Source organism: Arthrobacter sp. ok362 (assembly GCF_900102785.1).
In the GTDB taxonomy this organism is placed as follows: Bacteria; Actinomycetota; Actinomycetes; order Actinomycetales; family Micrococcaceae; genus Arthrobacter.
Genome location: NZ_FNGC01000009.1, coordinates 187,189 through 213,293 on the forward strand (window position 1 = coordinate 187,189; position 26,105 = coordinate 213,293).

The window sequence follows — 26,105 nt, forward strand, 5'->3', positions numbered from 1 at the left end:
GCAGCCATGCCAACGAAGAAGGGCGAGCCCCGCGGCTCAGAAAGCCCCAGCATCAAGGACCCCGAGCTCTACGAAAAGCTGCTCGAGGACGGCGCCTCCAAGCAAAAAGCCGCCAGGATCTCCAACGCCGCCGCCAAGCGGGGCCGTTCTTCAGTCGGCCGCAAGGGCGGCAAGGCGGGAGACTACGAGGACTGGACGGTGCCGCAGCTGAAGGAACGCGCCAAGGAGATCGGCCTCAAGGGCTACTCGGCCAAGAAGAAAAGCGAGCTCATCTCCGCCCTGCGGAACTCCTGATCAGGGTGGGCGACGGCGCCAGCCAGCTTCCGGGCTCAGGCACCCTTTCGCGCCGTCTTCGCGGCCGTAGCTTTGGAAGCCGCCGCAGTCTTGGAAGCCCCAGTCCTGGTGGACGCCGCCTTGCTGGCCGTGGACTTGGCGGCTGTGGACTTGGACGCCGTCGTCTTGGCGGCCGCCTTCGGGGCGGCCTTGGCCGCCGATCCGGAGGCCCGGGCCGGGGTCTCCGCGGCCCCTCCCCCGCCGCCGCGCTTTTTCTCGATGCTGCGCTTGAGGGCTTCCATCAGGTCGATCACTTCGCCCTCGCCCGCCTCGGCGGGGGTCCCGAAGGTCTCCTCCGTGTCCAGCGACTCCCCCTTGTCCAGCTTCGCCTCGATCAGCTGGCGCAACTGCTCCTGGTATTCGTCCGTGAACTGGTCCGGCTCAAAGTCGGAGGCCATCGAATCAACCAGGGCGGCGGACATCTCGCGTTCCTGCGCCGAGATCCGGATGGAGGTCTCGAGGGCGGCAAAGCTGGCCTCGCGAACTTCGTCGGCCCACAACAGCGACTGCAACACCAGGACCTCGTCGCGAATCCTCAGCGCACCAAGCCGGGTCTTGTCCCGGAGCGCGAACTGCACAATTGCCACACGGTCCGTGTCCTCCAGGGCGCGCCGCAGCAGCACATAGGCCTTCGGCGACTTGGAGTCGGGCTCAAGGTAGTAGCTTTTTTCAAACATCATGGGATCGAGCTGGTCGACCGGAACGAACTGGACCACTTCGATTTCGTGGCTGTTTTCCGCCGGGATGGACTTGAGCTCCTCGCGGGTCAGGACCACCGTGCGGCCATCGTCCTCATAGGCCTTGTCGATGTCCTCGTACTCGATGATCTTGCTGCAGACCTCGCAACGGCGCTGGTAGCGGATCCGGCCGCCGTCGGCGTTGTGGACTTGGTGGAGACTGATGTCGTGGTCCTCGGTGGCGCTGTAGACCTTGACCGGCACGTTGACCAGCCCGAACGCTATTGCGCCTTTCCAGATGGCTCTCATGGATCAAGTGAACATCACAGTTGCGCGGAGGTGAAGGGTTTTGCCCAACGGTAAGGAGCGCGTCCGGGTGGACGGACGCGAACTGGTGCTCACCAACCTGGAAAAAATCATGTACCCGGAGACGGGCACCACCAAGGCAGACGTCCTGGCCTACTACGCCGCCGTCGCGCCGGTGCTGATCCCCGCAGCCCGCAACCGGCCGGCCACCCGGAAGCGCTGGGTCCACGGCGTCGGAACCGCCGACGCCCCCGGGGAAATGTTCTTCCAGAAGAACCTGGACCATTCAACGCCCGGGTGGGTGCCGCGCGCCGCCATCACGCACAAGGACCGGACCATCCAATATCCCCTGGTCAATGATCCCGCCACACTGACCTGGCTGGCCCAGATCGCAGCCCTGGAGATCCACGTGCCGCAGTGGCGGGTGGATTCCCACGGCAATGCGCTGCCGCCCGACAGGCTGGTGCTGGACCTGGACCCCGGCGAGGGCGCGGGACTGGCGGAGTGCGTGGAGGTGGCCACGCTGGCCCGCACCATCTTGCAGGACGTGGGCCTGGACCCCGTGCCCGTGACGAGCGGCAGCAAGGGCATCCACCTCTATGCGGCCCTGGACGGGTCCCAGAGCTCGGACCAGATTTCCGAGTTCGCCCACGAACTTGCCCGCTCGCTCGAAGCAGACCACCCGGATCTGGCCGTCAGCGACATGAAAAAGACCCTGCGCACCGGCAAGGTGCTCGTGGACTGGAGCCAGAACAGCGCTGCCAAGACCACCATCGTGCCGTACTCGTTGCGCGGCCGGCACCAGCCCATGGTGGCCGCCCCGCGCACGTGGCGGGAACTCAGTTCCCCTTCGCTGCACCACTTGGACTTCCAGGAGGTGATGCAGCGCGTCGCAGCCGGCAAGGATCCGTTCGCTCCGGTCTCCGGCGGCCGGGACGGTGCCGGAGTCGCAACGGGCCACGCGGCGGCCCACGCGGCAGAGCACAGCCTCAGCGGACGGGCAGAAATGTCGCCCGAGAAGGCCGGCGACGGCGGCGACACCGACCCGCGGCTGGAAAAGTACCGCACCAAACGGGACAAGGCGGCCACGCCAGAGCCCTTCACGGCGGAACGGCACCACGCCGAAGACGACGGCGGGACACGGCAGGAAAAGTTCGTCATCCAGGAGCACCACGCCAGCCGGCTCCACTACGACTTCCGGCTGGAACGCGACGGCGTGCTCGTGTCCTGGGCACTGCCCAAGGGCGTCCCGACCAGCAAGGCCAAGAACCACCTCGCGGTCCAGACCGAGGACCACCCGCTGGACTATGCCGACTTCGAGGGTGTCATTCCCACGGGCCAGTACGGCGCCGGGACCGTCAGCATCTGGGACCGCGGATACTACGAATGCGAAAAGTGGATCGCGGGCAAGGAGGTCATCGCCACCCTGACCGGCGCGGCGGACGGCGGCCTTGGCGGGTCCCGCCGGTTCGCCCTGATCCACACCGGCCAGGCCAACGACCAATGGCTCATCCACCTGATGGACCCGGCGGGTTCGAAAGGCCGCCCTGGCGCGCGGCGCCCGTCCGGCACAGCGGACGACGCCGACGAAGAAGGCGGTGCCGACGAGGGCGAGGGCGGCCACGGCGAGAGCGAAGCCGAGGGCGAGGTCGGAGCTGAAACCGGCTCGGGCCCCGGCACCGGCATGGAACCTGCCCCCGACCCCTCCGGGTTCAGCCCGATGCTGGCCACGTCCGGGACCCTGGCGGATCTTCCGGACCTGGACTGGCAGATCGAGCTCAAGTGGGACGGGGTGCGGGCGCTGGTCATCGGCGACGCCACCAAGATCCGGCTCATCAGCCGCAACGGCAACGACATGTCCGTGAGCTACCCCGAACTCACGGACCGGTCCCGCTGGCCGGAACAGGACTTCGTCGCCGACGGCGAGATCATCGCCGTCGGGCGCTCCGGCCGGCCCGACTTCGGCCTGCTGCAGGGCCGCATGAAACTCAGCAAGGCCGCGGACGTCAGCAAAGCGCAGGCATCGACGCCCGTGCGGCTGATGCTGTTTGATCTGCTCTTCGACGCCGGCCAGGACCTGCGGCGCCTGCCGCTGAGTGAGCGCCGTCGCCGGCTGGAGCAGTTCTTCCGCCCTTCCGCCGGCCCGGTGGAACTCTCGGGCGTGATCGACGGCGACGCCGCGCACATCCTGGACAGCGTCGCCGAGCTGGGGCTGGAGGGTGTCATGGCCAAGCGCACGGACGGGCGCTATGTCGGCCAGCGCAGCCGGTCCTGGCTCAAGCTCAAGATTGAACGGACCCAGGAAGTGGTGGTGGGCGGCTGGCGGCCCGGAAAGGGCGGCCGCCGGGAATCCGTGGGCTCGCTGCTGCTGGGAATTCCGGACGGCTCGAAGCTACGGTACGTGGGACGGGTGGGCAGCGGCTTCAGCACCCGTGAACTCACGGAACTCAGGCAAAAAATGGACGCCCTGCCACGGAAGACCTCCCCGTTCCGGGAGGTGCCGGACGCTGACGCCGCAGACGCCAACTGGGTGAGTGCAAAACTCGTTGGCGAGGTCACTTTTGGGGAATGGACCGGCACCGGGAAGCTCCGGCACCCGGTGTGGCGCGGCTGGCGCCTGGATAAGACGCCAGCCGATGTAGTGGTCGACCCTGCCGCCGGCCCCTAATTAGGGGGCCGGTCATGATGGGCTAGTCGTGGTGGGGCATCTGCGGGCGGCTCTGCCGGTGCATGGCTCCGGCGGCCACCTGCTGGCCTTGCCGCCCGCGGGCGGTATCGCGGTCCTTGGGGTGACGCTGCTTGCCGCTTCCGTCCGGCCACTGCTGTCCCTGGCCCGGGCCGGGGGGAGCATGGTGCAGTGTCTCCGGGCCGGGGGCTTCAGCCATGGACTGCGCCAGATGGCCCGCGACCTCAGGCTCGATTTCTTCTCCGAACTGATGATCCGCCATTGATCTTCCTTTCCGCTGTAGCTAACCGCCGTGAAATGAAGTGTTCATCAATCCTAGGACTGCCGCGATGAGATGTCTGTAGCCGCAGTGGGCTGGCTCTCCTTTAGCCCCAATCCCACCCAAAAACCCGCGGCTTCGGCGGCTGGCGCGGAAAATTTTGCCCGCGGCGCCGCAGGGATCGCCGGTTCCCAGTAACCGCGCGGCGAAACCGGGCAAAAGAATTTGGCGGATTGCCCCTATATGCCACCCGAAATGAGGGATGATACGGCACCGAACTCGGAAACTCCAGAGGAATCCCGTAAAATTGACAGCCTGCCCAGAGCGGGGCAGCTACAAGTCGCAAGCAAATGATCTCCCTAGGAGCTTCCTAAATGCCCACAGACCGAAGCACGACCGACTCTTCAGCAGGCGTTATCGACGCCAGCGGAACCAACCAAGGCGCGCCCAAGGGTGTGAAGAAACCGAAGCTACGTCGCCGTCGACTCCGCGAGTCCGACGTCAACGTTGTCGACCAGCCGATGCTCAAGAAAGCACTCGGCGGCACCATCGTGGGTAACACCATGGAGTGGTACGACGTCGGCGTGTTCGGCTATCTGATCACCACCATGGGACCGGTGTTCCTGCCGGAAGCGGACAAATCCGTCCAGACCCTGTTCCTGCTGGGAACCTTCGCCGCCACGTTCATCGCCCGCCCCCTCGGCGGAGTCGTTTTCGGCTGGCTTGGCGACAAGATCGGCCGCCAGAAGGTCCTCGCCGCGACCCTGATGATCATGGCCGCCAGTACCTTCGCCGTCGGGCTCCTGCCCGGTTACGCACAGATCGGCATCTGGGCTGCGGTCCTGCTGGTCCTGTTCAAAGTTATCCAGGGCTTCTCCACCGGCGGTGAGTACGCCGGCGCCACGACCTTTGTGAGCGAGTACGCCCCTGACAAGCGCCGCGGATTCTTCGCCAGCTTCCTGGACATGGGCAGCTACCTCGGCTTCGCCCTGGGCGCAGCCCTCGTTTCGGTGCTGCAGCTGACCCTCGGCCAGGACACCATGGAGCAGTGGGGCTGGCGCATCCCGTTCCTCCTTGCCGGCCCGCTCGGCCTGATCGCCGTGTACTTCCGGAGCAAGATCGAGGAATCGCCGCAGTTCCAGGCGACCCTGGATGCCCAGGAGAACCTCGCCAAGGACGCAACCGCCGCGGACGCCGCAGCCTCCAAAGGCCCGGTTGGCATCGTGAAGGCGTACTGGCGCTCCCTCATTGTTGCGATGATCCTGGTAGCGGCAGCAAACACCGCCGGCTACGCACTGACCTCCTACATGCCGACGTACCTGACCGAGTCCAAGGGCTACGACGAGCTCCACGGCACGCTGCTGACCATCCCCGTACTGGTCATCATGAGCCTCTGCATCCCGCTGACCGGTAAGCTCTCTGACCGGATCGGCCGCCGCCCCGTGCTGTGGATCGGCGCCATCAGCACGGTCGTCCTGGCAACCCCCGCGTTCCTGCTGATCGGAATCGGCGAAATCTGGTCCACGTTGGCCGGCCTTTCCCTGATTGCCTTCCCGGTGACGTTCTACGTGGCCAACCTGGCTTCGGCCCTGCCGGCCCAGTTCCCGACGGCCAGCCGCTACGGCGCCATGGGCATCGCGTACAACTTCTCGGTGGCCATCTTCGGCGGCACCACGCCGTTCATCGTTGCCGCCCTCATCAACGCAACCGGCAACGACATGATGCCGGCCTACTATCTGATGGCCACCTCGGCCATTGGCGCAGTAGCGATCTACTTCCTCAAGGAATCCGCCCAGATGCCGCTGCCCGGCTCCATGCCGAGCGTGGACACCCAGGCTGAGGCCCGCGAACTGGTCGCGACGCAGGACGAGAACCCGCTGATCGACCTTGAGCACATGGACATGCCCATGGTCGCACCGGCCGTAGATTCCACCGCAAGGCGCGGGGAAGCCGAGAAAGTCCCGGCCACAGTCTGAGCCTGCCGGTCCGACCGGACCCGGCAGCCGCAGCCCAGACTTCGTAGCTGACAGCCCCGCCCTTCGAGGCCTGTTCCGTACGCTTACCCCGTTGGGGAAGCATCCGGAACAGGCCTTAGGCGTGCCACACCACTTTTTTCAGTCCCGGGAAACCCGGGAAACCCGGAGAAACAGAGATAACGGAGAGGCACTTGTGATGACCCTGCTGCACCACATCCGTTCGCTGCACAGCCTGGCCCCGGCCAACAAGGACCACGTGTCGGCTTGGCGGGTGGCGATCAGCGTCGCCGTTCCGTCCCTGGCGCTGCTGGCGGCTGGCCGGCCCGAGCTGACCGGCTACGCCGTTTTTGGCGCGCTGACGGGCATGTACGGCCGCACCGAGCCTCATCAGCTCCGGCTCCGCCATCAAGGCCAGGCGGCTGTCCTCCTGCTCGCCGGCGTGGGAGTCGGCGTCTTCCTCTCTGTCCATCACATTCAATCGTGGGCCCTGGTGATCGCGGAGGCCGCGTTTGCCGGCGTGGCGTCGCTGTTCACGGACAGGACGGCCCTGAAACCTGCCGGCCCGTTCTTCGGGATCCTGGCTCTGGGCGCGTGCGCGTCTGTTCCCGCCGCGGTCCAGTGGCAGGCGGGCGTTCTCATAGCCGCCGGATCGGCCGCGTTCTCGATCGTGATCGGCTTTGGCGGCTGGTTCCGGGGCCGCAGCTGGCAGCGAGGTCGGCGGCGGGACGTCGCGGTGCCGGGCGGGGCAGGCCGTCGGGCGTCGTGGCTGCATGCCGCCCGCTACGTAACCGCCGTCGGCGCCGCCGGAACCGTCGGCGTCCTCAGTGGCAGCGGCCACCCGCATTGGGCCATGGCCGCGGCGGCGGTGCCGCTTGCCGGGGCGGATCTGCCCAGCAGCGTGTACCGCGGCGTCCACCGGATTGTCGGCACGCTCCTGGGCCTGGTGGTGGTCGCGGCCATCCTGTTCCCGTGGCCGGGGTCGCCGCTGCTGGTCCTTCCCGGCCATGAGGCCGCCGTCCTGGCGTGCCTGGTGATCGTCCTGCAGTTCAGCACCGAGCTGTTCATGACCCGGCATTACGGCCTCGCCATGGTTTCCTTCACGCCGGTGATCCTGTTGGTCGGACAGCTTGCGGCGCCGGTCGATCCCGGCGTCCTCATCGCCGAACGGGCCGTCGAGACGCTGGTGGGCGCCGCCGTCGGGATCCTGGTGGTTGCGCTGATCCGGCGCAGGCGCCTGACCAGCCCCTGATGTACCCGGCGCCTACTTGGCCCGCCGCGGCGGCCCGGCGACGAGTCGCGAGGGCAGCACCCGCGAGACCGATGTCAGGACCTTGTAGCGCTTGCTGGGGATCGAGACGGCCTTGCCCTTGGCGTTGTCCGCCAAGCCCTCGCTGACCACCTGCCGGGCCTCGAGCCACATCCAGCGCGGCGTCACCGTCTTGTCCATCCCCATCCGGTCGTGGAACTCGGTGTGGGTAAATCCGGGGCACACGGCGGTGACCTTCACCCCGCGCGACGCGTAGGCCATATTGGCCGAGCGCGAGAAACTCAGCAGCCAGGCCTTGGCTGCGGAGTACGTTCCGCGGGGCAGGAAGGCGGCCACGCTGGCGACGTTGATGATCCTGCCGGACTGGCGCGCGAGCATGCCCTGCAAGGCGGCGTGGCTCAGTTCCATGGCGGTTTCGACATGGAGTTTCAGGTGCTTCTTCTCCTCGGCAATGTCGTTGTCCTCGAAGGACCGCAGCAAGCCGATTCCCGCATTGTTGACCAGGATCTCCACCGGCCGTGCGGGATCGGTGAGGCGCGCGACGACGGCGGCGATCCCGGCGTCGTTGGTCAGGTCCGCGGCAATCGTCTCCGCCGCGGCCCCGTAGCTGTTCTCCAGCTCCGCCGCCGTGGCCGCCAGGCGGCCGGCGTCGCGGGCCACGAGCACCACGCGGTAGCCCTGTTCGGCCAGCTGACGGGCGAACTCGGCGCCGAGGCCTGCCGTCGCGCCCGTAATGAGAGCGGTGGTGCCCGGCGTGGACGCTGTTTGTGGGTTCATAGCGACAGCCTAACGGTGTAGCGGCTCAGGCCAAGGCCGTGTCCGGCGCCAGTTCGTCCCCCGCCGGGCCGTCACCGTCCGCCAGGTGCCGGTTCTGAAGCTCTTCGGCCGCGAGCTCGTACCAGGTGTGGGCACCGAACAAAGGGCTGCTGGTGTCGAGGTGGCGGTACAGGGCGTCGGCGAGCCGGCACAACGCGGTGTCGGACAGGGCCCGGACCGTGGCCACAGGATCGAGTGTGTCCTCGAAGTAATCCGAAAGCGCCAGCCCGTCGATAGTGCCAAAGTCATTGGCGCTGCCGGTTTCCGCGGCCAGCGGGCTGTTGGCTGCGCCCAGTCCGGCGTCCAGCCCAGTCTCCAGCCCGGCCCCCAGCCCGGCGTCCAGCCCGGTCTCGATTCCGGTCTTGAGCCCGGTGTCGAGTCCGGCGAGGACTTCGGCGTCGGCGCCGACGTGCAGGAGGCAGATAGGCAGCTCAGTCGGCTCGTCGAGGACGAGGCGGAACGGTTCGGCCGCTTCGGACGCCCCGGCGTCCGGGGACGGCGTCGGAGCCGCCAAGTATCCGGCATCAGCGAGCCGACGAAGGCCCAGCAGCACTTCCGGGTCCAGGTGGGACGTGCCATGGAGGTCTATGACCACTTCGGCGCCGGCACCGAGGCGGCAGGCGCGACGCACGATGTGCATGAGGGCAGCCGAGTCCGACGGGGTCACGCAGCCGGAAATTTCGAGCTTGACGTGGACGGGATCGACGTCCATCCGAAAAAGCACATGCAGTTTGTGGTTCATGGGGTTCTCCAAAGCGACCTGTCCAAGAGCCAACTGCATAACTCTGCTCAAACTTTACGAGGTTGTTCTCCGGCTCACAAGCGGGCCCGCCGCCCGTACCGAACCGGGAACGCCGGGTCAGGCGCTCAGGCCCCCTCAGGTACCCGTTCGGGCCAGTCCACGTACTGGTGGTAGGACTCATGTTTGCGCAGGTAGCGGTACATGAAGGGGCAATTCGGGATGATCCGTTTGCCGGATGCAACCACGTCATCGAGGGCGAAGTGCGCCAGCACCTTGGCGAGCCCCTGGCCCTGGAACTGCACTGCCGTATCCGTGTGGATGAAGTCGATATGGCCCGGCCTGTCGATGAAGCGCACCTCGACGGCGGGCTTGCCGCCGACACGGAGTTCGTAGCGGTGCAGCTCGTCGTTTCGGGTGGTGGAGACGTCCGGGGTGAAGGTGTCTTCCGTGGTTGCCGAGTTCTCCGTCATGGTTCGACATTGGCACTTAATGGCGGGCGTGGCAATGGCGGTTCAGATCTGCCCGGCCGGTCAGGTGTTGTTGTAAGCCGAACGGAAATCCGGCCCACGAGCACGACGGCGAGAGCGAAGCAGGCGGCGCCCCCGCCGAGGAGCCCCAGCGTCAGTCCGTTGAGCGCCGCGTTGACTGCCGGGACAAAAACGGCGACGGCGGCCAGCAGCACGGCGGCCGCCGGGCGGTTCCGCGACGGGCCGGACGCCGTCGGCCGCTCCTCCAGCCTGCCAAACAGCGCCAGCACCGGCAGCAACAGCGCGACGACGCCCACCAGTACCAGGGGCCGCCCCCACCACCAGGCCGGGCTTCCTCCCGCCGGCTGGGGAAAATCCGTCAGCAGCAGGAGCCCGGACATCGCCGCCAGCAGGGGCAGGTGCCATAAATAGACGGTCATGGACCGCCTGCCGGCAACGCCCATCATCCGCCGCACCCCGGCCAGGGACGCGATCCGGGACAGTCCCGGCCGGAAGAGCTGGAGGGCGGCGGCCTGCGAGATGCCCAGGAGCAGCAGCGTCACGTTGGGCGGATTGAGGTTCACCAGCATGTTCCCGGAGTAAAGCCCCAACAGGACCAACAGCCCCAGCAGCATGTTGCTGGCGACCACGATGCCAAAGTGCGCCGGCCGGCCCGGCAGCAGCCGAGGGCCGTCTGCCACGATGAATCCGAGCTGCTGCACGGCGCACCACAGGAACACCATGTTCAGGTAGGCCAGCGGCGGCAGCACTCCCCGCAGGCAATCGACTGTCACCACCAGGGAGGTGAGCCCGGCGAGGGTCAGCCACGGCGCGCGGGAGTGGAGAACCGCCAGCCAGGGAAGATTGAGTTGCGCGGCGAGGTACGCGGCCAAGAACCACAGCGGCATTCCGGCTCCGCTGGTGAGCAACTGGATGACTTCCGGGTCAACCCCGGCGAGGCGGGCCGCCGACAGGCCGGTGAACATGATGGCCAGCAGGACGGCGGCCGGCCGGATCAGGCGCAGCAGCCGGCCCTGCATGAAATCGAAGGCGTTACCGCCCCTGGCGCGGAGCCGCCGCCAGGACTGCAGGCCGGTGATCCCGCCGACCACGAAGAACAGCGGCATGATCTGGAAGACCCACACCGCAGGCTCAAACCAGTGCTGATTGCCCAGGATGTTTTCGCTGGTCACAGTGCCGTCCGGGTGCAACACGGGGCTCACCATCATCGTGTGCGCGACCACCACCAATGCCAGGCAGAAGAACCGGACAAGGTCGATCACCGGGTCGCGGTTCGGTCCCAGGGCCGGGCCGCCGGCTGACCGCTGCTGTGGAACCATGGCGCCCCCTGGGAAGGCCGGCTGTGTTGCCTCCATTGTCGGCCCTGGAGCGCCTCGGCGGCCAGAGCATTTTGGCCCGGGACCGCGCCGGTGTTCAGGCGGTGAGCAGCCCCAGCATGCCGAGGAAGGCCAGGATCACGGTCCGATCCTGGCCTCCCGTTCCGCCGGTTGCGGGTTAAACAGGCCGTCAGCGCGAGAGCGTGGCCAGGGCGGTGGCAGCGAACGTCCGGGCTGATGCATCCCAGTGGCCCAGCAGGGCCTGGAGGTTCTCTCCGTCGGCCCGGTGGGCGGTGGCCTGTTCCTCAAGGACCGCCAGGACGCCGGTCCGCAGCTCGGTGTTGAAGTTGACCTTGCCCACGTTCATGGCCGCGGCCTTGACCAGTTCCTCGGCCGGAATGCCTGAGGCGCCATGCAGGACCAGCGGAATCCGGGTCCGCACGGCGATGTCCTGCAGCACGTCCCAGCGCAGCCGGGGCTCCCCCTTGTACTTGCCATGGACATTGCCCACGGCCACGGCGAGCAGCTGCGCCCCGGTGCGGGCCACGAAGTCCTCCACCTGGGCGGAGTCGGTGAGGCCGGCGGGTTCGCCTGCCTCTGTGCTGCCTGCGGCGTCGGTCCCGAAGGCCCGGTCCTCGTCGCCGGCGAGTCCGCCGAGTTCGGCTTCAATAACGACGCCGGCCCTGCCCTGCGCCGCCAGGGCCGCCCGGACGCCCTGGACCAGGGCGATGTTGTCCTCGTAGGGCAGCGAGGACCCATCGACCAGCACCGAGTCGGCTCCGGCGCTGACGGCGTCGGCGATCACCTGCGGGTCGGTGGCATGATCGAGCTGCACGGCAATCGGGACGCCGGCGGCGTCGGCGAGTCCGCGGAGGGCGGTGATCAGCCGCAGCCCGTTGGGGGTGGCCGCGGTCTTCGGCGCGACGAGCAGGATGGCGCCCCGGCCCGATTCCTCGGCGGCCGCCACAACGGCGAGCGCGGTGGTGAAGTCGTAGCAGGTGAACGCCGGTACGGCCGAGCCATGCTGCAGGGCGCCGGTGACCAGGGTGTCGAGTTGGGTACGCATCAGGCGAACAGGCCTCCCACCAGAATCCAGGCGACGAACGTCAGCGCGAAGCCGGCCAGTCCCAGCACTGTGGTCAGCACGGTCCAGGTCCTGAGCCCGTCGGCGACGGTCAGGCCGTAGTAGCGCACCACCACCCAGAAGCCGGCGTCGGTCACGTGTGAAAGCCCGAGGGCGCCGAAGCCGATGGCGATCACGATCACGGCGGTCTGCGCCGGCGTGTAGCCGCCGCCGGCCACAGCGGAGGAGAGCAAGCCGGCCGTGGTGACGATCGCGACGGTGGCCGAGCCCTGGGCGGCGCGGAGGGCGAGCGAGATGATGAAGCCCAGCAGCAGCAACGGAACGCCAAGCGTGTCAAGGGATTCGGACAGGGCCTTGCCGATTCCGCTCACCTGCAGGACGCCGCCGAAGACGCCGCCGGCCGCAACAACCATGAGGATGGAGGCGATCGGGGGCAGTGCGCCTTCGAAGATCTCGCCGGTTTCCGCCAGCGACCACTGGCGGCGGACGGCGAGGAGGAAGAAGCAGAGCGCAACCGCCACGAGCAGGGCGAAGACGGGGTTGCCGACGAAGGCGGCGACGCCGTACCAGAAGTCGTTCTTGTCGATCACGAGGGTGCCGATGGTGCCCAGGAGGATCAGCGCGATCGGGGTGGTGATGAGGAAGATGATCAGTCCGGGACGGGGCGGGGCTATGGCCTTGGCGCCCGGGCCCTCGTGACCAACACGGACCAAGGTGCCGGAGCCGAACTCGTCAACCTGCTTTTTTACCGACGGCAGCAGCTCGTAGCTTCTGCGGTTCATGATGGCTGCGACCCAGTAGGACAGGAAGCCCAGCGGCACACAGATCGTCAGCGAGATCAGGGCGATCAGCCCGATGTCGGCGCCGAGGACTCCGGCACCGGCCACAATCCCGGGGTGCGGGGGCACGGCCACGTGGATGGCCAGCATGATGCCGGCCATGGGCAGGCCGAACTTCACCGGGTGGACGTTGGCGATCTTGGAGAAGGCGTAGACGATCGGCACCAGGACGATGATGCCGACTTCGAAGAACACCGGAATCGCGACCAAAAAGCCGACTGCGGTGAGGGCCACGGCCACCCGCCGGGCGCCGAGCTTGGCAGTGAAGTGATCAGCGAGGGACTGCACGCCGCCGGAGACCTCGATCATCCGCCCCAGGATCGCGCCGAGCGCGATCAGGAGGGCGACCTTGCCCATGGTGCCTCCCACCCCAGCGGCCACCACGGTGAAAATGTCTTTGAGCGGGATCTGCGCGGCCACGGCCACCAGGATGCTGACGGCCAGCAGGGCCACGAAGGCCTGGATCTTGAAGCGGATGATCATCAGCAGCAGCAGGGCGACGCCGGCCACCGCGATTGTCAGCAGCAGCGGAGTTCCCAGCTCCACGGCTGGCTTGATGACGGGCGCGTCGGCCGCGCGCACCATCAGGGAACTGAGCAGGGGGGTCATGAAGGGGTGTCTCCTTTGACAGGAAAGTCGTCCGACGATTCAACCGCGAGGTAAAAGTGGCGGATCAGGGGCGGGAGGGGCCCGGCGACGGCGGAGGGGGGACCGCCGTCGCCGGGGGTGGGATGGCTGGTTAGGCGGTGCGCTTGGTGGGCGCGAGAACCTTGATGACGGCGGAGTCATCCGCGGCGGCCAGGCCCTGGGCCTGGCCCAGGAGGTAGAGCTGCTCCGCGGCGGCGGCCACCGGGGCGGCGAGGCCGGCCGTGCGGGTGGCCTTGCCGACGATCCCCATGTCCTTGACGAAAATGTCGAGGCGGCTGAGGACCTCGGCACCGTTTTCCGTGTAGGCCTCCAGGATGCGCGGGCCGCGGTTGGAGAGCATGAAGGAGCCCGCCGCGCCGGCTTCGAGGGCGGCGAGGGTCTTGGCCTGGTCCAGGCCGAGGGCGTCGGCCAGGGCCATTGCCTCGGCGGCGGCGGCGATGTGGATGCCGCAGAGCAGCTGGTTGACGGTCTTGAGGGCCTGGCCGTCCCCGGGCTTGTCGCCGACCACGGTCAGGGTGGAGGCCAGCAGCTCGAGGGCCGGGCGGGCCTTTTCCTGGGCCTCGGGCGATGCGCCCACCACGATCAGCAGGTCGCCTTCGCCGGCACGCTTGGGGCCGCCGGAAAGCGGGGCATCAACCAGCTCGACGCCGTATTCGGCCAGGCGGTCCACGGTGGCCGGGATGGCGTCGGTGCCCACGGTGCTGCCCAGGATCACGACGGAGCCCGGCTTGAGCACAGAGGCCACGCCGTTCTCGCCGAAGAGGACATCGTTGAGCTGCTCGCCGTTGCGCACTGCCAGCAGCAGCGCATCGGCGCCTTTCGAGGCTTCCCGGGCGGAGGCGAACGTGCGGATGCCGGCCTCTTCAGCCAGCTTCAGGCGCGGCTCGGCGATGTCGAAACCGTGGACAGTGAGCTGGCTTGCCAGGCGGGTGGCCATGGGCAGGCCCATGGCGCCGAGGCCCAGGACGGTGATGGTGTAGTTGCTGGTCATGGTGTTCTCCATCGAATGACGTGTTAAGCGTACAGAATTGAGCAGGTGGGATGGGCCCCCGGCTGCCGGGTTCCCTGGCCGTGGGGCCATGCCGGCGAGGGACCCTGCCTGAGGGCCCACGCCGGCGAGGGGCCCTGCCTGAGCTTGCGAAGGCTGGGAGCCGGTGGGGACTTGCGAAGGCGAGGAACCGGTGGGGACTTGCGAGGTTAGGGGGCAGCTGGGGAGAACGTGTTGCTGAGCTTGCGCGTGACATCGGCGAGGGACTGGTCATCGCCCACGTTGCCGGCGAAGACGATGTACGGGATGCCCTTGGCCGGGCCATCCACCGGCTCCCACAGGCTGACAATGCCCGGCAGCATGGGCCCGCGGACGATCGCGTGCCGGATTTCCAGGCCGTGTGCGGCCACGTCCGAGGACGTGATGCCGCCCTTGGCGATCACGAAGCGGGGCGGGAAGGTCTTGAGCGTGCGGTTCACGACGGCGACGACGGCGGCGGAGACGGTGCGGGCGATCCGCAGGCTTGCGGCGGCGTCGGCGGTCTTGATCAGGAGCCGGCTCGTGTGGACGATCACGTCACCGCCGCGGAGGGCCGCGACGACCGTGTCAACGGTTTCGTCCAGGTACTCCCCCGCGTTCTCGCCGAGGAGCTTTTCGACGTCGATCTCCACGATCCGCGCCGCGCTGTGCTGCTCGGTGAGGGCGTTGAGCTGGCGGGTGGTGACGCCAACGTGCGAGCCGACCACGATCAGGCCGCCGGCCACGGAGGGGGTGTTGCCCGCATAGGCTTCTTCGCCGCTGAGTTCGGTGCGGATTTCCTGGCCGATCCGTGCCCGGACGAACGGCGGGCCCACGCGGTAGAGGAGCTTCTTGCCGCGGCGTTCTGCTTCTTCCAGGCCCAGCGACAGGGCGCGCAGATCGTTTTCGGTGACGATGTCCGCCACGATCGGGGTGGAGTCCGTGGCGGCGGCGATGGCGTCGGCAATGGCCTTGGCGGAGATGTGGGGATCGGTGGAGGCCCGGATGATGTCCAGATCCAGCACGATCACCGATGCCGCGGGGAACCGGCCGTTCGATTTCTCCTCGACGTACTTGGCCATCTCCGAATTCGCGAAGCCGAAGCTGGCGTCCCGGGCGAATTCGGTCTCGGCCACGGGGGTGAGCTGTCCGGCGTCCTCGCCGGTGCCACGGGTGAAGTGCACGCCGCCGATCGTCACGCGGCCGGCGTCGGGGAACGCGGGAACGATCACGACGCCGTCCGTCGTCTCGCCGTTGACGGCGGTGACGGTGGCGGCGATGACGTCCGGTTCGAGCGGGTAGTGGCCGCGGAGGGTGGAATCGCTGCGGCTGACAAAGCTGAGCCGCAGGGCGGGGTCAGTGGATGCGGCGGCCGCGAGGGCGTTCCGGACGATCTCCTCGTTGCGGGCAGCCGCCTCGGCAGGGTCAAGGCTGCGGGTGTTGGTCAGCACGTAGACCGCGCGCGGGCGCTGGCCGTCGACTTCGTAGGCGAACGCCCAGGCGAAGTCCGCCACATCCCAACGGGTGAGGACGGGCAGGTTCGCCACGGACTGCGTGCCGGTGGGGTCGTCGTCGAGCACCACCAGGACACGGGGGGCTGCCTCGGACGAGGCAGCCACGCTGTCTGCCACTAGCCGGGCGGGGATCTGTACTTCCGCGGGGAAAGCGGCCAGCACGTCTGCTTCAAGGGGCACTTTGCACTCCATTGTGTGGGATCTATCGGTGAAAAGCTGCGGCTCTTCGGGAACCGTCGCAAGGGGGTAAATGTAAGATGTCAGACATCTTATAGCTGAGTGCTAGTGTGGCATATGGCACAACGACGCGCAAGTAGACTTGGCCATCAGGTAGCACGCCGACAGGCAAAGCATCAGGCAAGACATCAGTCAAAGCGGAGTCGCTGGACGGGGAGAATTGGCTAGGAAATCGCTGGTCGGCGTAGTGGCCGACGAACTGCTGGACCGAATCATTGCCGGCGAATTTCCGCCCGGCGCGAGCGTCCCCGGCGAACTGGAGCTCAGCTCCAAGCACGAGGTCAGCCGGATGACCGTGCGCGAGGCGATGAAGACCCTGGAAGCCCAGCGGATTCTCAGCGTGGAACGCGGCCGCGGCACGTTCGTGAACCCGGTGAACCGCTGGGGCTCCCTGGACGCCGTACTGCGGGCGGCCTCGGAAGGCACAAACGACGCCTCGGCCGCCATTCAACTTATTGAGCTGCGCCGGATGCTGGAGACGGGCGCCTGCGAACTGGCCGCCGGGCGGATGGAGGATTCAGACATCCGGACCCTCCGGGGGCACGTCGAAAGGATGCGGCTGGCCCACGAGAACAACGATCTGGCGGCGTTCGTCGAGGCGGACCTCGCCTTTCACGACCTCATCTTGCAGGCATCGGAAAACGTATTCGTCGCCGTGTTGTTCGAACCCTTGCACCGCGTGCTGGAAAAGCGGCGGACGGAGACGTCCAAAGTGCCGGAGATCCAGGAGCACGCCATCGGGCACCACCAGAGCATTGCGGATGCCCTGGCCTCACGCGACCCGCACCGCGCCCGCGACGCCATGGACGCCCACATGCAGCAGACCCTCGACGACCTGAAGACGTTCGTGCTGGCCGAAGGGCCCGCCTGACGAGAAGACGCCAGGCTTGGCGCGCCCAGGCGCCCTAAATCGGGCGCGCCGCGCCGGATGCGCGCCTCAGGCGAGCGAGAGGAAGAGCTTCTCGAGTTCGGCCCGGTCCAGGCTGGGGTCTTCCTGCTGCATGCAGTGCTGCAGGCCCGTGGCGATGATGGAGAACCCCGCCTTGTCAAGGGCGCTTGAGACGGCAGCAAGCTGGGTCACGACGCTCTTGCAGTCACGGCCCTCCTCGATCATCCTGGTGACTGCCGCGAGCTGCCCCTGGGCGCGGCGAAGCCGGTTGATTACAGGCTTCATGTCGGTGGGATCGAGTTCCATTTGGTTTCTCCGGTTCGATGCGTAGGGTTCCTTATTATACCCCCCTGAGTATTTTGGCCCCCTTGCGGCGGACGGCCTGGGGGCGGTCGCAAACGCGCCCACGATGCCTCGCTAGGGGCATAAGTACCTAGCGCGGCATGGAATATCGGCGTATTGCTGGTGATGTGAACGCCGCCAGGTTCCCCGAGCCGGACGCCGGCCATACCGGCGTCAACTTCCCCGCCGCGGGGCCGTGGCATTCACGGGATCGGGGCTCAGCACGAGGGCATTCTGGCGCCCTGCGTTCTCGGCCCTGGAGCCGGTACGTCGCCTTGGGGGATTCGTTCACGGCAGGCGTCGGCGACCCGGAACCGCTGAGCCCCGGCGGCATGCGGGGGTGGGCGGACCGCATTGCCGAAGAACTCGGTGAGGGCCGCGGCGAGTTCGGGTACGCAAACCTTGCCATCAGCGGCCTGGTTCTGCGCGAAATCCTCGACCAGCAGCTCGGACCGGCTTTGAGCCTGAAGCCGGACCTCGTCACCCTCTCAGCCGGCGGGAACGATCTCGTGTTCCATCGCGGCGATCCGGACCGGATGGCCGCCACACTCGACGACGCCGTGGCAGCGCTCTCCACCACCGGGGCCACGGTGGTCCTGTTCACCGGGCCGGACTGGGGCGAGACAGCCGTGTTCGGACACATCCGGGGGAAGGTCGCGGTATTCAACGAACATATCCGTGTCATCGCCGCCCGGCACGACGTCGTTATCGCTGATCTGTGGGCACTGCGGCAACTGAGCGATCCGCGGATGTGGGATCCGGACCGCCTGCACTTTTCGCCGCTGGGACACCACACCATTGCAGCCATGGTCCTGGACACGCTCAACGTGCCACACCGCCTGCGGCCGCTGGAGCCCAAGCCCATGCCGCCGGGCAACTGGCGGGAAGCCCGGGCCGGCGACCTGGCCTGGATGGCGCACTACATGCTGCCCTGGATGGTGAGCCGGATCAGGCCGCGGGCAGACGCCCTGCCCCGGCAGGCCAAACGCCCGCTGCCGGGACCGCCTCCCGGGGTCCCCGGCTCCGGGCCCAAACCCCTAGTCCGGCCGGGTTCAGTCGGCTAGTCTGCAGGGACGGCCCACAGCCGGGCATCGATGGCGATCACGAGGAGCGAAGTTGTCTAATCACACTTACAGCATTTCTGAAATTGTCGGAACCTCGAACGAGGGCGTTGATGCTGCCGTCCGGAACGGCATCGCCGAGGCCGCCAAGACCCTCCGGAACCTTGACTGGTTCGAAGTCAAGGAGGTCCGCGGCCACCTTGAAAACGGGCAGGTCGCCGACTGGCAGGTCACCATCAAGCTCGGGTTCCGCCTGGAGCGCTGATGCCAGCCTCCGGAGCGACGGCGGCACACGCCGGCCCGCCTTCGGAGAAACACCCGCAACGCGTCAGGGCGGAGGAGGTCAGGGCGGAGAGGAACGCGTCATGCGCTACACGCACCTGGGCCGCTCCGGGCTGACAGTCTCGCGCCTGTGCCTGGGGACCATGAACTTTGGCCCGCAGACCGAGGAGACGCAGGCCTTCACCATCCTGGACACCGCGCAGGCCGCCGGCATCAATTTCGTCGATACCGCCAACGTGTACGGCGGCGCGAGCCACCGCGGCTGGACGGAGGAAATACTCGGCCGCTGGTTCGCCCAGGGAGGCGAGCGCCGTGAGCGCACGGTGCTCGCCACCAAACTGTTCGGCACCATGACGGACCGGCCCAATGAGTCCAAGCTCTCGGCCCTGCACATCCGCCGGGCGCTCGATGCCAGCCTGAAACGGTTGCAGACTGACTACATCGATCTCTACCAGTTCCATCATGTGGACCGGAACACGCCCTGGGAGGAGATCTGGCAGGCCATCGAGGTCGCCGTCCGGCAAGGCAAGATCCTGTACTCCGGCAGCAGCAACTTCGCCGGGTGGCACATCGCCCGCGCCCAGGAAATAGCCGCCCGCCGCAACTACAACGGGCTGGTCAGCGAACAGTCGATCTACAACCTGCTGACCCGGGACGCGGAACTGGAAGTCATCCCTGCCGCCCAGCAGTACGGGCTCGGGATCCTGCCATGGTCGCCGCTGCACGGCGGCCTGCTGGGCGGCGTGCTGAAGAAGGAGGGCGACGGCCTCCGCCGCAACGCGGGCCGCGCCCTCGAGGCGCTCAAGTCGCACCAGAAACAGATCCGGCGATACGAGGATTTCGCCGCCGAACTGGGCCAGGAACCCGCGGACGTGGCGCTCGCGTGGCTGCTCCACCAGCCGGCAGTCACAGCTCCAATCATCGGGCCCCGCACCCTCGAGCAACTCGAAGCCTCCATCAGGGCGCACAAATTGAAGCTCGACGCCGACGCACTCAAGCGCCTCGACGAGATATTTCCGGGCCACCGCACGGCACCCGAAGACTACGCCTGGTAGGCCCCGGCCGGCGTCGGGCATCCCACACGCGCAATTGCACACGAACATTTGAACAGCGGACAACTGAACAAAAAGACAATTCAACAACGCCGGTACACGGGGTGGACTCCCGTGAATTGTCCGGCCACGTTTGGCTGTTTTGGCACCCCGCCACGCAAACCCACGGGGAGCCGGGTGGATCTTTGATACTAAGCATGATTAGTATTAGGGCAGAAGGATGAAGCGCACCCGGCAATCCGGGTGCCTCCTCAATGAAGAAGAAGGAACGATAAAATGGGTTTTCTCGCATTTCTGATTCTGGGCCTCATCGCCGGAGCAATTGCTAAGGCCATCCTCCCGGGACGTCAGGGCGGTGGCATCATCATCACTCTGATCCTCGGCGTCGTCGGCGCCCTTCTGGGCGGGTTCATCGGCAGCGCATTGTTCGGCGTGGGCATCAACGAGTTCTTCTCGCTGTCGACCTGGCTGCTGGCCATCGGCGGTGCGATCATCGTCCTGCTCGTTTACGGCATGATCAGCAAGCGCGCAGTCCGCTAACACGGAGACTGACCGGAAAACCGGTCCCGGGATATTCCCGGGGCCGGTTTTTTGCATTACTTTGACAGGCAAGGTGGCCTGCGGGCCGCAAAAGCCAGCCGCGCCACCCCTGTTCAGAAATGTCCACCTTTTACCCACGTCAGGGAGCAGGAGCACAGCATGAAAGGCAAACTTCTTTTCGGCATCGGAGCGGCCGTAGGATATGTCCTGGGATCAAGGTCCGGCCGCGCCGCCTATGACAAGCTCAAGGCCCGCAGCGCAGAACTGTGGCACAGCAAGCCGGTCCAGGACAAGATGGCCGCGGCAGCCGAAACGCTCAAGGACAAAGCCCCCGAGGTCTCCGACCAGCTCGGCGAAGCCGCCCGCCGCGCGGGTACTGTCATCAGCTCCGCCGTTCACCGCGATGCCGGACACGGGAGCACCTCCGCGGCCACGCAGGGAACAGCCACGCCCGGAACGCCAGTGCCCGCGGCCCCGGATATCCATTCCGACCCGGCGCTCACCGACCAGGACGGCCAGGACTGGTCGGACGAGGGCGGCGCCACCCCGGCGGGCCCCGCCACCAACGTGGACGGGGACAAGCTGCCCTAGGCGTTCCCTGCAAGTGCCGCGGCAGCCACCCTCGGGTGGCTACCGCCCGCCGGAAGGCACCAGCGCGCCGGCCACCACCGTAGCCCCCAGCTCCTCCGAGCGCAGCACCCGGGCCTCCAGTCCGTGCCCGCGAAGAATTCCGGCCGTCTGTGCGGCCTGCCGGAGGCTGGTCTCTATCAGCACGTGGCCGCCGGGCACCAGCCACTGCCGTGCGCCGGCGGCGACCCGCCGCTGTATCTCCAGCCCGTCGGCGCCGCCGTCCAGGCAGGCCCGCGGCTCATGCACGCGCGCCTCCTGCGGCATGGTTTCAATGTCCGCCGAGGGCACGTAGGGGGCATTCACGGCCAACAACTGGACCCGGCCCCGTAGTCCCGCCGGGAGCGGGGCGTAGAGATCGCCTTCGTGGACCTCCCCGCCCAATGGCGAGACGTTGGTGCGCGCGCACGCCACGGCCGCGGGGTCGATATCCGCGCAGTGCAGTTCGATAGGGCAGTGGAGTTCGGCGGGGCCGGCGAGCGCGGCAAGCGCCGCGCCGACAGCACCGGACCCGCAGCAGAGATCGACGATCACGGGTGCCGGGCGGCCAGCACCCGGCACCCTGCGCCACGCGTTCAGCAGTGCCGCGGCCTGCCGGACGAGGAATTCCGTCCGCCGCCGCGGCACGAAGACTCCGGTATCGACCGCGATGCGCAGTCCGCAGAATTCCGCCCAGCCGAGAATGTGTTCAAGGGGCAGGCCGGCAACCCGCCGGCCTGCCATCGCCTCGAGCGCCTCCGGCGTCAGGGCTGCGTCAATCAGCAGGCGGGCTTCGTCTTCGGCAAACACGCAGCCGGCTGCACGAAGCCTGGCCGTTAGGGTCTCGTGCGGGGAAAGAGGGCGGATTACTGGCATGGGAGCGCCTTTCGGTCTGGTGTCAGACGCCCTTACCGTGAGCTGGCCGCAGCCGGCACTGGGCGGGCACCGTTTCTGGACTTGCGTGAACGGGACCCACCTCCTTTTGCTGCAGTTGCTCGGACTCCCCCATGGTACCGAAGGCGCAGGATTCTTTGATGATTGATCCGGCGGTGATCGCTCCGGCGGTTCGTGGCGGTTGTTTGCCACGGGTTGCCGCCGGTTTGCCGCGCCTTGACAGGGCCGGCTGGCAGGATGTCACCATGGACTCCATCCCGGCACATGACCTCATCTGGACCGGCTCCTACACGGCAGACTCTGGCGGCAGCGGCGCGGGGATCGGCGCGGTTTCCTCGGCGGCCGACGGCACCCTGCACTGGCTCGGCGTCGCGGCGGTGGCCGACTCTCCGTCCTTCCTGGCGGTCCACCCCTCACTCCCTGTGGTCTACGCCGTGGCCGAGCAGGCCAGGACTGTCCGGGCCTACCGCCGGGCTGGCGCGTTTGGCCTGGAGCCCGCGGGCCCCGCATGGCCGGCTGGTGACGCGGCCTGCCATGTCGCCGTCGAGCCCTCCGGCCGTTTCCTCGCGGTCTGCTGCTGGGGCGACGGCCAGGTGCTGTTCTATGAGCTCGACGCCGACGGCGGCATCACGGCCCGGACCTCCGCCGCCGAATCGCGCGACCCCTACGGCGACGCTCCCGACGGCCACGCACCCGGCCGACAAGAGCGGCCCAGCCGCGCGCATGCCGCGCTCATGCTGGCCGACGGCCGGGTGATGACGACCGATCTCGGCCACGACCTCCTGCGGATCTGGAATGTCCGCTCGGGACCGGGCCCGGCTTTGGGGCCGGTTCTGGACCATGAGGTGGTCCTGCCGCGGGGCAGCGGCCCCAGGCACCTGGTCCAGCACCCGGGCGGCAACGTCTTTGTGGTGGCCGAGTATTCAATTGAGGTGGCCGTGGCCGAGTTGTCGCCGGGCGCCGGGGATTTCCGGCTCGGTTTCGTCGGGCCGGCCACCGCCGGCGGGGCGCTGCCGGGAGATTCGGCGGCCGAGATCGCGTTGGCTGCCGGCGGCAGGCACGCCTATGTGGGCGTCCGCGGCTCGAACCGGGTCAGCGTGCTGGAAGTGGAGGCCGGAGGCGCGGCGCTGCGTCCGGGGGCCGATGTCCCCAGCGGCGGCAACTGGCCCCGGCACCACCTGGTGCGCGATGGGTCGCTGCACGTCGCCCACGAACGCTCCGGCGACATCGTGACGTTTCCTTTGGACGCGGATTCAGGGCTGCCGGGAGTCCCCTCGGACCGGCTGCACGTGGCCTCCCCTACCGCGCTGGTGCCGGCCCGGCCCCGGTTCTCAGCGCGAGACTGAGGAACTGACGCCCGCGTGACCCTGGTCGAGACCGTCCAGCTGGAAGCCGCAGGGGCAGCGCCACACGGCAGGGAGCGCCAGGGATGGGTCGGCGGGCCCGAACGAGTAGGAGGACATGGCCGCCGGCTCCGGCGAGCGCCACTGCATGGGTGCGCCGCAGTGCAGCGGGGCCCAGGGAGAGGGAACTGTAACCGGGTTCCCGGCAAGGATTGCGGATTCAGCCACGGTGCCTACTCTCATTTGAGATCGAAAACCAAGTAGTAAGCATACATATAAGTAGTTAAACGAGCTAGTTGCGCCGCTCGTCGCCAATGGCCGCGCTCATGCGGCGCAGAAACGTAATGACCGCCCGGGCTTCCTCGGCGCTCATGGACTGGGCCACCTCCATCATCCGCCGGTGCATGCGGCCGAGCGTGGCGCGGACCTCGGAATCCGTCGCGACGGTCGGCACGATCACGAGCGAGCGCCGGTCGGTCGGGTGCGGCTCGCGCCGCACGTGCCCGCTGGCCACCAGCCGGTCGATCAGCGACGTCGTGGATGCGGTGGTGATGCCCAGGACGCGGCTAAGATCCTTCGGTCCCACCCGCTCGCCGGTCTCCTTGGCCCGCAGCAGATAGCGCAGAGCCAGCAGGTCCGTCTCGCCCATGCCCATCGAATCGCGGGTGGACCGCCTGGTCGCCACCTCCGAGATCCGATAGTCGCGGAGGGCCTGCAGGATGGCCGCAGGGGGGTCCAGGCTGTCATCGGGGCCATACCAGTATCCGGAGGCGCCGTGGGATTCCATCCGCCAAGCCTAGCGGAACTGGTAACTAGCCTGCCGTACAATCCAGGCGGCTGCAGACACAGCGCCCCGCAGCACCGAGGGACCCTGATCACCGGACCGCGGGCAACAGCTAAGGGCCCACCGGCAGGCACAAAAAACCCCGGCCTCCTGTTGCCAGGAAACCGGGGATCTTCCACTCTTCGCTAAAAGAGTGGGCCCTGTGGGGATCGAACCCACGACCCACGGATTAAAAGTCCGATGCTCTACCAACTGAGCTAAAGGCCCCAGCCGATAGCTCCGAACCAGCGGATAAATCTGCTGCTGCGGCGCGTTTCAGCCCCGTCCATTTCTGGACGTTAATACTGTACCCCAGACCTGGGCCGGCTTTTTCACATGGCCCCGGATCGGCGTCGTCGGTCACCGGCAGCACCGCCGGCCGATCCTCGATTCCCTTGCGGCACTGGAGTAGCGTGGGGGCATGAGCGAGCAAGCAGGATCAAGCGCCCCCGGCCCGCGGCACCACAAGCCGAAACCCTTCGCGCCGATCGACTTTGAGCCCTTCGCCGGCGGGGCCGATCCCGCCCGCGTCTCGGAGGCGGCCCATCTGGCCGCGCAGGCGCTCGTGCGCCGCGGCCGCGACAGCGACGACCCCAAAGTCACCAGGCGGCTCGTGAAGCTGGCCGATGAGCAGGGCCTGGAAGCAATCGCCGAAATGTGGGCCGAAAGCCCCGCCCGGTCCCTCCCCGGCGCCCTGTGGCGCCTGTACGCCCTGCGGGCAGCCACCATCCAGGATCCCGAGCGGATTTCCGTCTACTTCAAGGCGGGCAAGGACACGGCCCAGGTTTCGCATGTGGTGGCCGGCGCCGCCGAACCGCCCGGCGCGGATGAGATGAAGTCCATGGCGGACGCCATTCTCTCCGGGGCGTTCGACGGCGAATTCGACGTCGCGCTGGAACGTTCGGCCGCATTCTGCCGTGTGGTGGCCCTGGGCCAGGCGACGCTTGCCGACAACGCCGAGCACAGCAACGAGAACCACGCCAGCAAGCTCACCCGCAACTCGCATCTCCTGGTCAAGACGGCCGAGGACCTCGAGCACGCCGCCAATGCCTGGCGGCTGGGCGAACTGGACTAAGGGGCCAGCCGGTCGGGGCGGGGGCGCCCGGACGACGGGCTGAAACCACCCGGACACGCACGACGTCGGCGGGCTGTCAATGTTGACTTGAAAGAACCTACGTAGAAAACTGAAAGCGGTGCCGAACCGCGAAACCCCCGGGCTTCAACATTTAGCCGCCTAGAGCGGCCTACCGCCGAGAGGCGTATCCGGTTCGGCACCATTTTCATGTCCTTTTTAGCTGCCTCCCTAACTGCGCTCCTGCCGGCGCCGCCATATGCCGCGTCCGGCCGGTCCGGGCCGGATGCGGACGGTAAAGTAATGCGTGTATGCGCTGGTCACCGTCAAGTCACACGGCCGGCCGACTCCACCCGCGAGCCCCTCTTCGGAAGACCGGTGACACCACGTGAAGCTGCGCCTGTTCCCGCAGGAGTCCGCTGGACTGAACCTGCTCTCTCAAATGGCGCGCCAGATCGTGCTGGCGACTGGAACACTCTCTGAGATCCTCGGCGCCCCGGCCAGTGAGCATGCCCGGCTCGTCGAAGACATGCACAACCATGAGGCCAAATCGGCGGAGCTGCACTTTGCCCTCCTGACCTACATGCGGACCAGCTTCGTGAACCCGCTGCCCCGCGAGGACATGTACACGCTGTCCCGCTTCCTCAACGAGGCCATGGAGAAGCTCGACGCCGCCGCCGAGCTCGTGTCCCTCTACAATCTCGAACGGCTGCCCAAACGCGCCGCGGACCAGCTGGAAATCATCAGCCGCCAGGCCGAACTCACGGTCGAGGCCATGCGGAAGCTGAACAATCTGGACGACCTTGAGGACTACTGGATCGAGATCCTGCGCCTGGCCAAACGCGCCGAACGCACACACCGGGTCTGGGTCGCGGACATGCTCCACGAGATGAAGGCGATGCAGTACGCGCGCAACCGTGACATCGCGAACCAGCTCGTGGAAGTGACGAAGGACATGCGCCGGATCGCCACCCAGGTGGGCAGCATCATCGTCAAGGAATCCTGAC

Annotated in this window: 27 protein-coding genes and 1 tRNA gene; 13 read left to right on the forward strand and 15 right to left on the reverse strand. The window is 67.5% G+C overall.

Annotated elements, in window-relative coordinates; all coding sequences use genetic code 11:
- Positions 1-6: 6 nt before the first annotated feature.
- The gene (locus BLQ10_RS13485; RefSeq protein WP_091562879.1) at positions 7-294 is read left to right on the forward strand and encodes a DUF7218 family protein; all 288 of its coding nucleotides are present in this window, start codon (positions 7-9) and stop codon (positions 292-294) included.
- 35 nt (positions 295-329) lie between these two features.
- Here BLQ10_RS13485 and BLQ10_RS13490 read toward each other — a convergent pair whose 3' ends face one another.
- Positions 330-1,319 carry a non-homologous end joining protein Ku gene (locus BLQ10_RS13490; protein WP_091562880.1) on the reverse strand — a complete coding sequence of 330 codons (990 nt, stop codon included), beginning with the start codon at positions 1,317-1,319 and terminating at the stop codon, positions 330-332.
- A gap of 40 nt (positions 1,320-1,359) precedes the next feature.
- Between BLQ10_RS13490 and BLQ10_RS13495 the strand changes: the two genes are divergently transcribed.
- The gene (locus BLQ10_RS13495; protein WP_254785550.1) at positions 1,360-3,984 is read left to right on the forward strand and encodes an ATP-dependent DNA ligase; all 2,625 of its coding nucleotides are present in this window, start codon (positions 1,360-1,362) and stop codon (positions 3,982-3,984) included.
- 22 nt (positions 3,985-4,006) lie between these two features.
- Here the strand turns inward: BLQ10_RS13495 and BLQ10_RS13500 are convergent, their stop codons facing one another.
- The gene (locus BLQ10_RS13500; protein WP_091562886.1) at positions 4,007-4,264 is read right to left on the reverse strand and encodes a hypothetical protein; all 258 of its coding nucleotides are present in this window, start codon (positions 4,262-4,264) and stop codon (positions 4,007-4,009) included.
- A 371-nt stretch (positions 4,265-4,635) separates the two neighbouring features.
- On the opposite strand from BLQ10_RS13500, the gene BLQ10_RS13505 reads away from it, so the two are divergent.
- Together BLQ10_RS13505 and BLQ10_RS13510 are read left to right on the forward strand one after the other, a co-directional pair.
- Positions 4,636-6,237, forward strand: a complete 1,602-nt coding sequence (locus BLQ10_RS13505; protein WP_091562887.1) for an MFS transporter — start codon at positions 4,636-4,638, stop codon at positions 6,235-6,237.
- Positions 6,238-6,433: 196 nt separating this feature from the next.
- Complete coding sequence (locus BLQ10_RS13510; protein ID WP_091562889.1) at positions 6,434-7,486, forward strand: FUSC family protein; 1,053 nt, start codon at positions 6,434-6,436, stop codon at positions 7,484-7,486.
- 12 nt (positions 7,487-7,498) lie between these two features.
- Here BLQ10_RS13510 and BLQ10_RS13515 read toward each other — a convergent pair whose 3' ends face one another.
- The 8 genes from BLQ10_RS13515 to BLQ10_RS13550 all read right to left on the reverse strand — a co-directional run bounded on the left by BLQ10_RS13515 (position 7,499) and on the right by BLQ10_RS13550 (position 16,137).
- Positions 7,499-8,281: an SDR family NAD(P)-dependent oxidoreductase gene (locus BLQ10_RS13515; RefSeq protein ID WP_091562891.1), complete on the reverse strand. Its 783-nt coding sequence runs from the start codon at positions 8,279-8,281 to the stop codon at positions 7,499-7,501.
- A 25-nt stretch (positions 8,282-8,306) separates the two neighbouring features.
- Positions 8,307-9,062 (reverse strand): hypothetical protein, encoded by a 756-nt coding sequence (locus tag BLQ10_RS13520; RefSeq protein WP_091562893.1) that lies wholly within the window; start codon positions 9,060-9,062, stop codon positions 8,307-8,309.
- A gap of 125 nt (positions 9,063-9,187) precedes the next feature.
- Positions 9,188-9,532 (reverse strand): GNAT family N-acetyltransferase, encoded by a 345-nt coding sequence (locus BLQ10_RS13525; protein ID WP_091562895.1) that lies wholly within the window; start codon positions 9,530-9,532, stop codon positions 9,188-9,190.
- Positions 9,529-10,869 (reverse strand): acyltransferase family protein, encoded by a 1,341-nt coding sequence (locus BLQ10_RS13530; protein ID WP_091562897.1) that lies wholly within the window; start codon positions 10,867-10,869, stop codon positions 9,529-9,531. The genes BLQ10_RS13525 and BLQ10_RS13530 overlap by 4 nt, the downstream gene beginning before the upstream one ends.
- 187 nt (positions 10,870-11,056) lie before the next feature.
- Entirely contained in the window at positions 11,057-11,932 is an 876-nt protein-coding gene (locus BLQ10_RS13535) for a class II fructose-bisphosphate aldolase (protein ID WP_091562900.1), read from the reverse strand.
- Positions 11,932-13,398 (reverse strand): GntP family transporter, encoded by a 1,467-nt coding sequence (locus BLQ10_RS13540; RefSeq protein WP_091562901.1) that lies wholly within the window; start codon positions 13,396-13,398, stop codon positions 11,932-11,934. The genes BLQ10_RS13535 and BLQ10_RS13540 overlap by 1 nt, the downstream gene beginning before the upstream one ends.
- Positions 13,399-13,528: 130 nt before the next feature.
- Positions 13,529-14,428, reverse strand: a complete 900-nt coding sequence (locus BLQ10_RS13545; RefSeq protein ID WP_091562904.1) for an NAD(P)-dependent oxidoreductase — start codon at positions 14,426-14,428, stop codon at positions 13,529-13,531.
- Between the two features lie 206 nt (positions 14,429-14,634).
- Positions 14,635-16,137: a four-carbon acid sugar kinase family protein gene (locus BLQ10_RS13550; protein ID WP_091562905.1), complete on the reverse strand. Its 1,503-nt coding sequence runs from the start codon at positions 16,135-16,137 to the stop codon at positions 14,635-14,637.
- A 217-nt stretch (positions 16,138-16,354) separates the two neighbouring features.
- On the opposite strand from BLQ10_RS13550, the gene BLQ10_RS13555 reads away from it, so the two are divergent.
- A complete protein-coding gene (locus BLQ10_RS13555) occupies positions 16,355-17,065 on the forward strand; it encodes a FadR/GntR family transcriptional regulator (RefSeq protein WP_091562908.1) in 711 nt (236 codons plus the stop codon).
- 66 nt (positions 17,066-17,131) lie between these two features.
- Here the strand turns inward: BLQ10_RS13555 and BLQ10_RS13560 are convergent, their stop codons facing one another.
- On the reverse strand, positions 17,132-17,389 hold the full coding sequence (locus BLQ10_RS13560; protein ID WP_091250145.1) for a metal-sensitive transcriptional regulator: 258 nt from the start codon (positions 17,387-17,389) through the stop codon (positions 17,132-17,134).
- A gap of 164 nt (positions 17,390-17,553) precedes the next feature.
- Between BLQ10_RS13560 and BLQ10_RS13565 the strand changes: the two genes are divergently transcribed.
- The 5 genes from BLQ10_RS13565 to BLQ10_RS13585 all read left to right on the forward strand — a co-directional run bounded on the left by BLQ10_RS13565 (position 17,554) and on the right by BLQ10_RS13585 (position 20,951).
- A complete protein-coding gene (locus BLQ10_RS13565; protein WP_175558614.1) occupies positions 17,554-18,489 on the forward strand; it encodes an SGNH/GDSL hydrolase family protein in 936 nt (311 codons plus the stop codon).
- Positions 18,490-18,541: 52 nt separating this feature from the next.
- Positions 18,542-18,751, forward strand: a complete 210-nt coding sequence (locus tag BLQ10_RS13570) for a dodecin (protein ID WP_091562909.1) — start codon at positions 18,542-18,544, stop codon at positions 18,749-18,751.
- A gap of 100 nt (positions 18,752-18,851) precedes the next feature.
- A complete protein-coding gene (locus BLQ10_RS13575) occupies positions 18,852-19,823 on the forward strand; it encodes an aldo/keto reductase (RefSeq protein WP_091562912.1) in 972 nt (323 codons plus the stop codon).
- A gap of 273 nt (positions 19,824-20,096) precedes the next feature.
- Positions 20,097-20,360 (forward strand): GlsB/YeaQ/YmgE family stress response membrane protein, encoded by a 264-nt coding sequence (locus BLQ10_RS13580; protein WP_091562914.1) that lies wholly within the window; start codon positions 20,097-20,099, stop codon positions 20,358-20,360.
- A gap of 159 nt (positions 20,361-20,519) precedes the next feature.
- Positions 20,520-20,951 carry a YtxH domain-containing protein gene (locus BLQ10_RS13585; protein WP_091562916.1) on the forward strand — a complete coding sequence of 144 codons (432 nt, stop codon included), beginning with the start codon at positions 20,520-20,522 and terminating at the stop codon, positions 20,949-20,951.
- Positions 20,952-20,990: 39 nt separating this feature from the next.
- Here BLQ10_RS13585 and BLQ10_RS13590 read toward each other — a convergent pair whose 3' ends face one another.
- Positions 20,991-21,842, reverse strand: a complete 852-nt coding sequence (locus BLQ10_RS13590) for a putative protein N(5)-glutamine methyltransferase (protein ID WP_091562918.1) — start codon at positions 21,840-21,842, stop codon at positions 20,991-20,993.
- Between the two features lie 263 nt (positions 21,843-22,105).
- On the opposite strand from BLQ10_RS13590, the gene BLQ10_RS13595 reads away from it, so the two are divergent.
- Positions 22,106-23,206: a lactonase family protein gene (locus BLQ10_RS13595; protein WP_175558615.1), complete on the forward strand. Its 1,101-nt coding sequence runs from the start codon at positions 22,106-22,108 to the stop codon at positions 23,204-23,206.
- On the opposite strand, the gene BLQ10_RS22080 is transcribed toward BLQ10_RS13595, so the two are convergent.
- The 3 genes from BLQ10_RS22080 to BLQ10_RS13605 all read right to left on the reverse strand — a co-directional run bounded on the left by BLQ10_RS22080 (position 23,192) and on the right by BLQ10_RS13605 (position 24,254).
- Entirely contained in the window at positions 23,192-23,431 is a 240-nt protein-coding gene (locus BLQ10_RS22080) for a hypothetical protein (RefSeq protein WP_139164240.1), read from the reverse strand. The two genes, BLQ10_RS13595 and BLQ10_RS22080, sit on opposite strands and share 15 nt — an antisense overlap.
- 64 nt (positions 23,432-23,495) lie before the next feature.
- Positions 23,496-23,990, reverse strand: a complete 495-nt coding sequence (locus tag BLQ10_RS13600) for a MarR family winged helix-turn-helix transcriptional regulator (RefSeq protein ID WP_091562920.1) — start codon at positions 23,988-23,990, stop codon at positions 23,496-23,498.
- A 191-nt stretch (positions 23,991-24,181) separates the two neighbouring features.
- Positions 24,182-24,254: transfer RNA gene (locus tag BLQ10_RS13605), tRNA-Lys, on the reverse strand.
- Positions 24,255-24,447: 193 nt separating this feature from the next.
- On the opposite strand from BLQ10_RS13605, the gene BLQ10_RS13610 reads away from it, so the two are divergent.
- Positions 24,448-25,101: a hypothetical protein gene (locus tag BLQ10_RS13610; RefSeq protein WP_091562922.1), complete on the forward strand. Its 654-nt coding sequence runs from the start codon at positions 24,448-24,450 to the stop codon at positions 25,099-25,101.
- 385 nt (positions 25,102-25,486) lie between these two features.
- The gene (locus BLQ10_RS13615; RefSeq protein WP_091562925.1) at positions 25,487-26,104 is read left to right on the forward strand and encodes a DUF47 domain-containing protein; all 618 of its coding nucleotides are present in this window, start codon (positions 25,487-25,489) and stop codon (positions 26,102-26,104) included.
- Position 26,105 lies beyond the last annotated feature (1 nt).

Coding starts and splice junctions, on each gene's coding strand:
- BLQ10_RS13485 (WP_091562879.1), top strand. CDS start 7: ATGCCAACGAAGAAGGGCGAGCCCCGCGGCTCAGAAAGCCCCAGCATC.
- BLQ10_RS13490 (WP_091562880.1), bottom strand. CDS start 1,319: ATGAGAGCCATCTGGAAAGGCGCAATAGCGTTCGGGCTGGTCAACGTG.
- BLQ10_RS13500 (WP_091562886.1), bottom strand. CDS start 4,264: ATGGCGGATCATCAGTTCGGAGAAGAAATCGAGCCTGAGGTCGCGGGC.
- BLQ10_RS13505 (WP_091562887.1), top strand. CDS start 4,636: ATGCCCACAGACCGAAGCACGACCGACTCTTCAGCAGGCGTTATCGAC.
- BLQ10_RS13510 (WP_091562889.1), top strand. CDS start 6,434: ATGACCCTGCTGCACCACATCCGTTCGCTGCACAGCCTGGCCCCGGCC.
- BLQ10_RS13515 (WP_091562891.1), bottom strand. CDS start 8,281: ATGAACCCACAAACAGCGTCCACGCCGGGCACCACCGCTCTCATTACG.
- BLQ10_RS13520 (WP_091562893.1), bottom strand. CDS start 9,062: ATGAACCACAAACTGCATGTGCTTTTTCGGATGGACGTCGATCCCGTC.
- BLQ10_RS13525 (WP_091562895.1), bottom strand. CDS start 9,532: ATGACGGAGAACTCGGCAACCACGGAAGACACCTTCACCCCGGACGTC.
- BLQ10_RS13530 (WP_091562897.1), bottom strand. CDS start 10,869: ATGGTTCCACAGCAGCGGTCAGCCGGCGGCCCGGCCCTGGGACCGAAC.
- BLQ10_RS13535 (WP_091562900.1), bottom strand. CDS start 11,932: ATGCGTACCCAACTCGACACCCTGGTCACCGGCGCCCTGCAGCATGGC.
- BLQ10_RS13540 (WP_091562901.1), bottom strand. CDS start 13,398: ATGACCCCCCTGCTCAGTTCCCTGATGGTGCGCGCGGCCGACGCGCCC.
- BLQ10_RS13545 (WP_091562904.1), bottom strand. CDS start 14,428: ATGACCAGCAACTACACCATCACCGTCCTGGGCCTCGGCGCCATGGGC.
- BLQ10_RS13560 (WP_091250145.1), bottom strand. CDS start 17,389: ATGGAACTCGATCCCACCGACATGAAGCCTGTAATCAACCGGCTTCGC.
- BLQ10_RS13575 (WP_091562912.1), top strand. CDS start 18,852: ATGCGCTACACGCACCTGGGCCGCTCCGGGCTGACAGTCTCGCGCCTG.
- BLQ10_RS13580 (WP_091562914.1), top strand. CDS start 20,097: ATGGGTTTTCTCGCATTTCTGATTCTGGGCCTCATCGCCGGAGCAATT.
- BLQ10_RS13585 (WP_091562916.1), top strand. CDS start 20,520: ATGAAAGGCAAACTTCTTTTCGGCATCGGAGCGGCCGTAGGATATGTC.
- BLQ10_RS13590 (WP_091562918.1), bottom strand. CDS start 21,842: ATGCCAGTAATCCGCCCTCTTTCCCCGCACGAGACCCTAACGGCCAGG.
- BLQ10_RS13595 (WP_175558615.1), top strand. CDS start 22,106: ATGGACTCCATCCCGGCACATGACCTCATCTGGACCGGCTCCTACACG.
- BLQ10_RS13600 (WP_091562920.1), bottom strand. CDS start 23,990: ATGGAATCCCACGGCGCCTCCGGATACTGGTATGGCCCCGATGACAGC.
- BLQ10_RS13610 (WP_091562922.1), top strand. CDS start 24,448: ATGAGCGAGCAAGCAGGATCAAGCGCCCCCGGCCCGCGGCACCACAAG.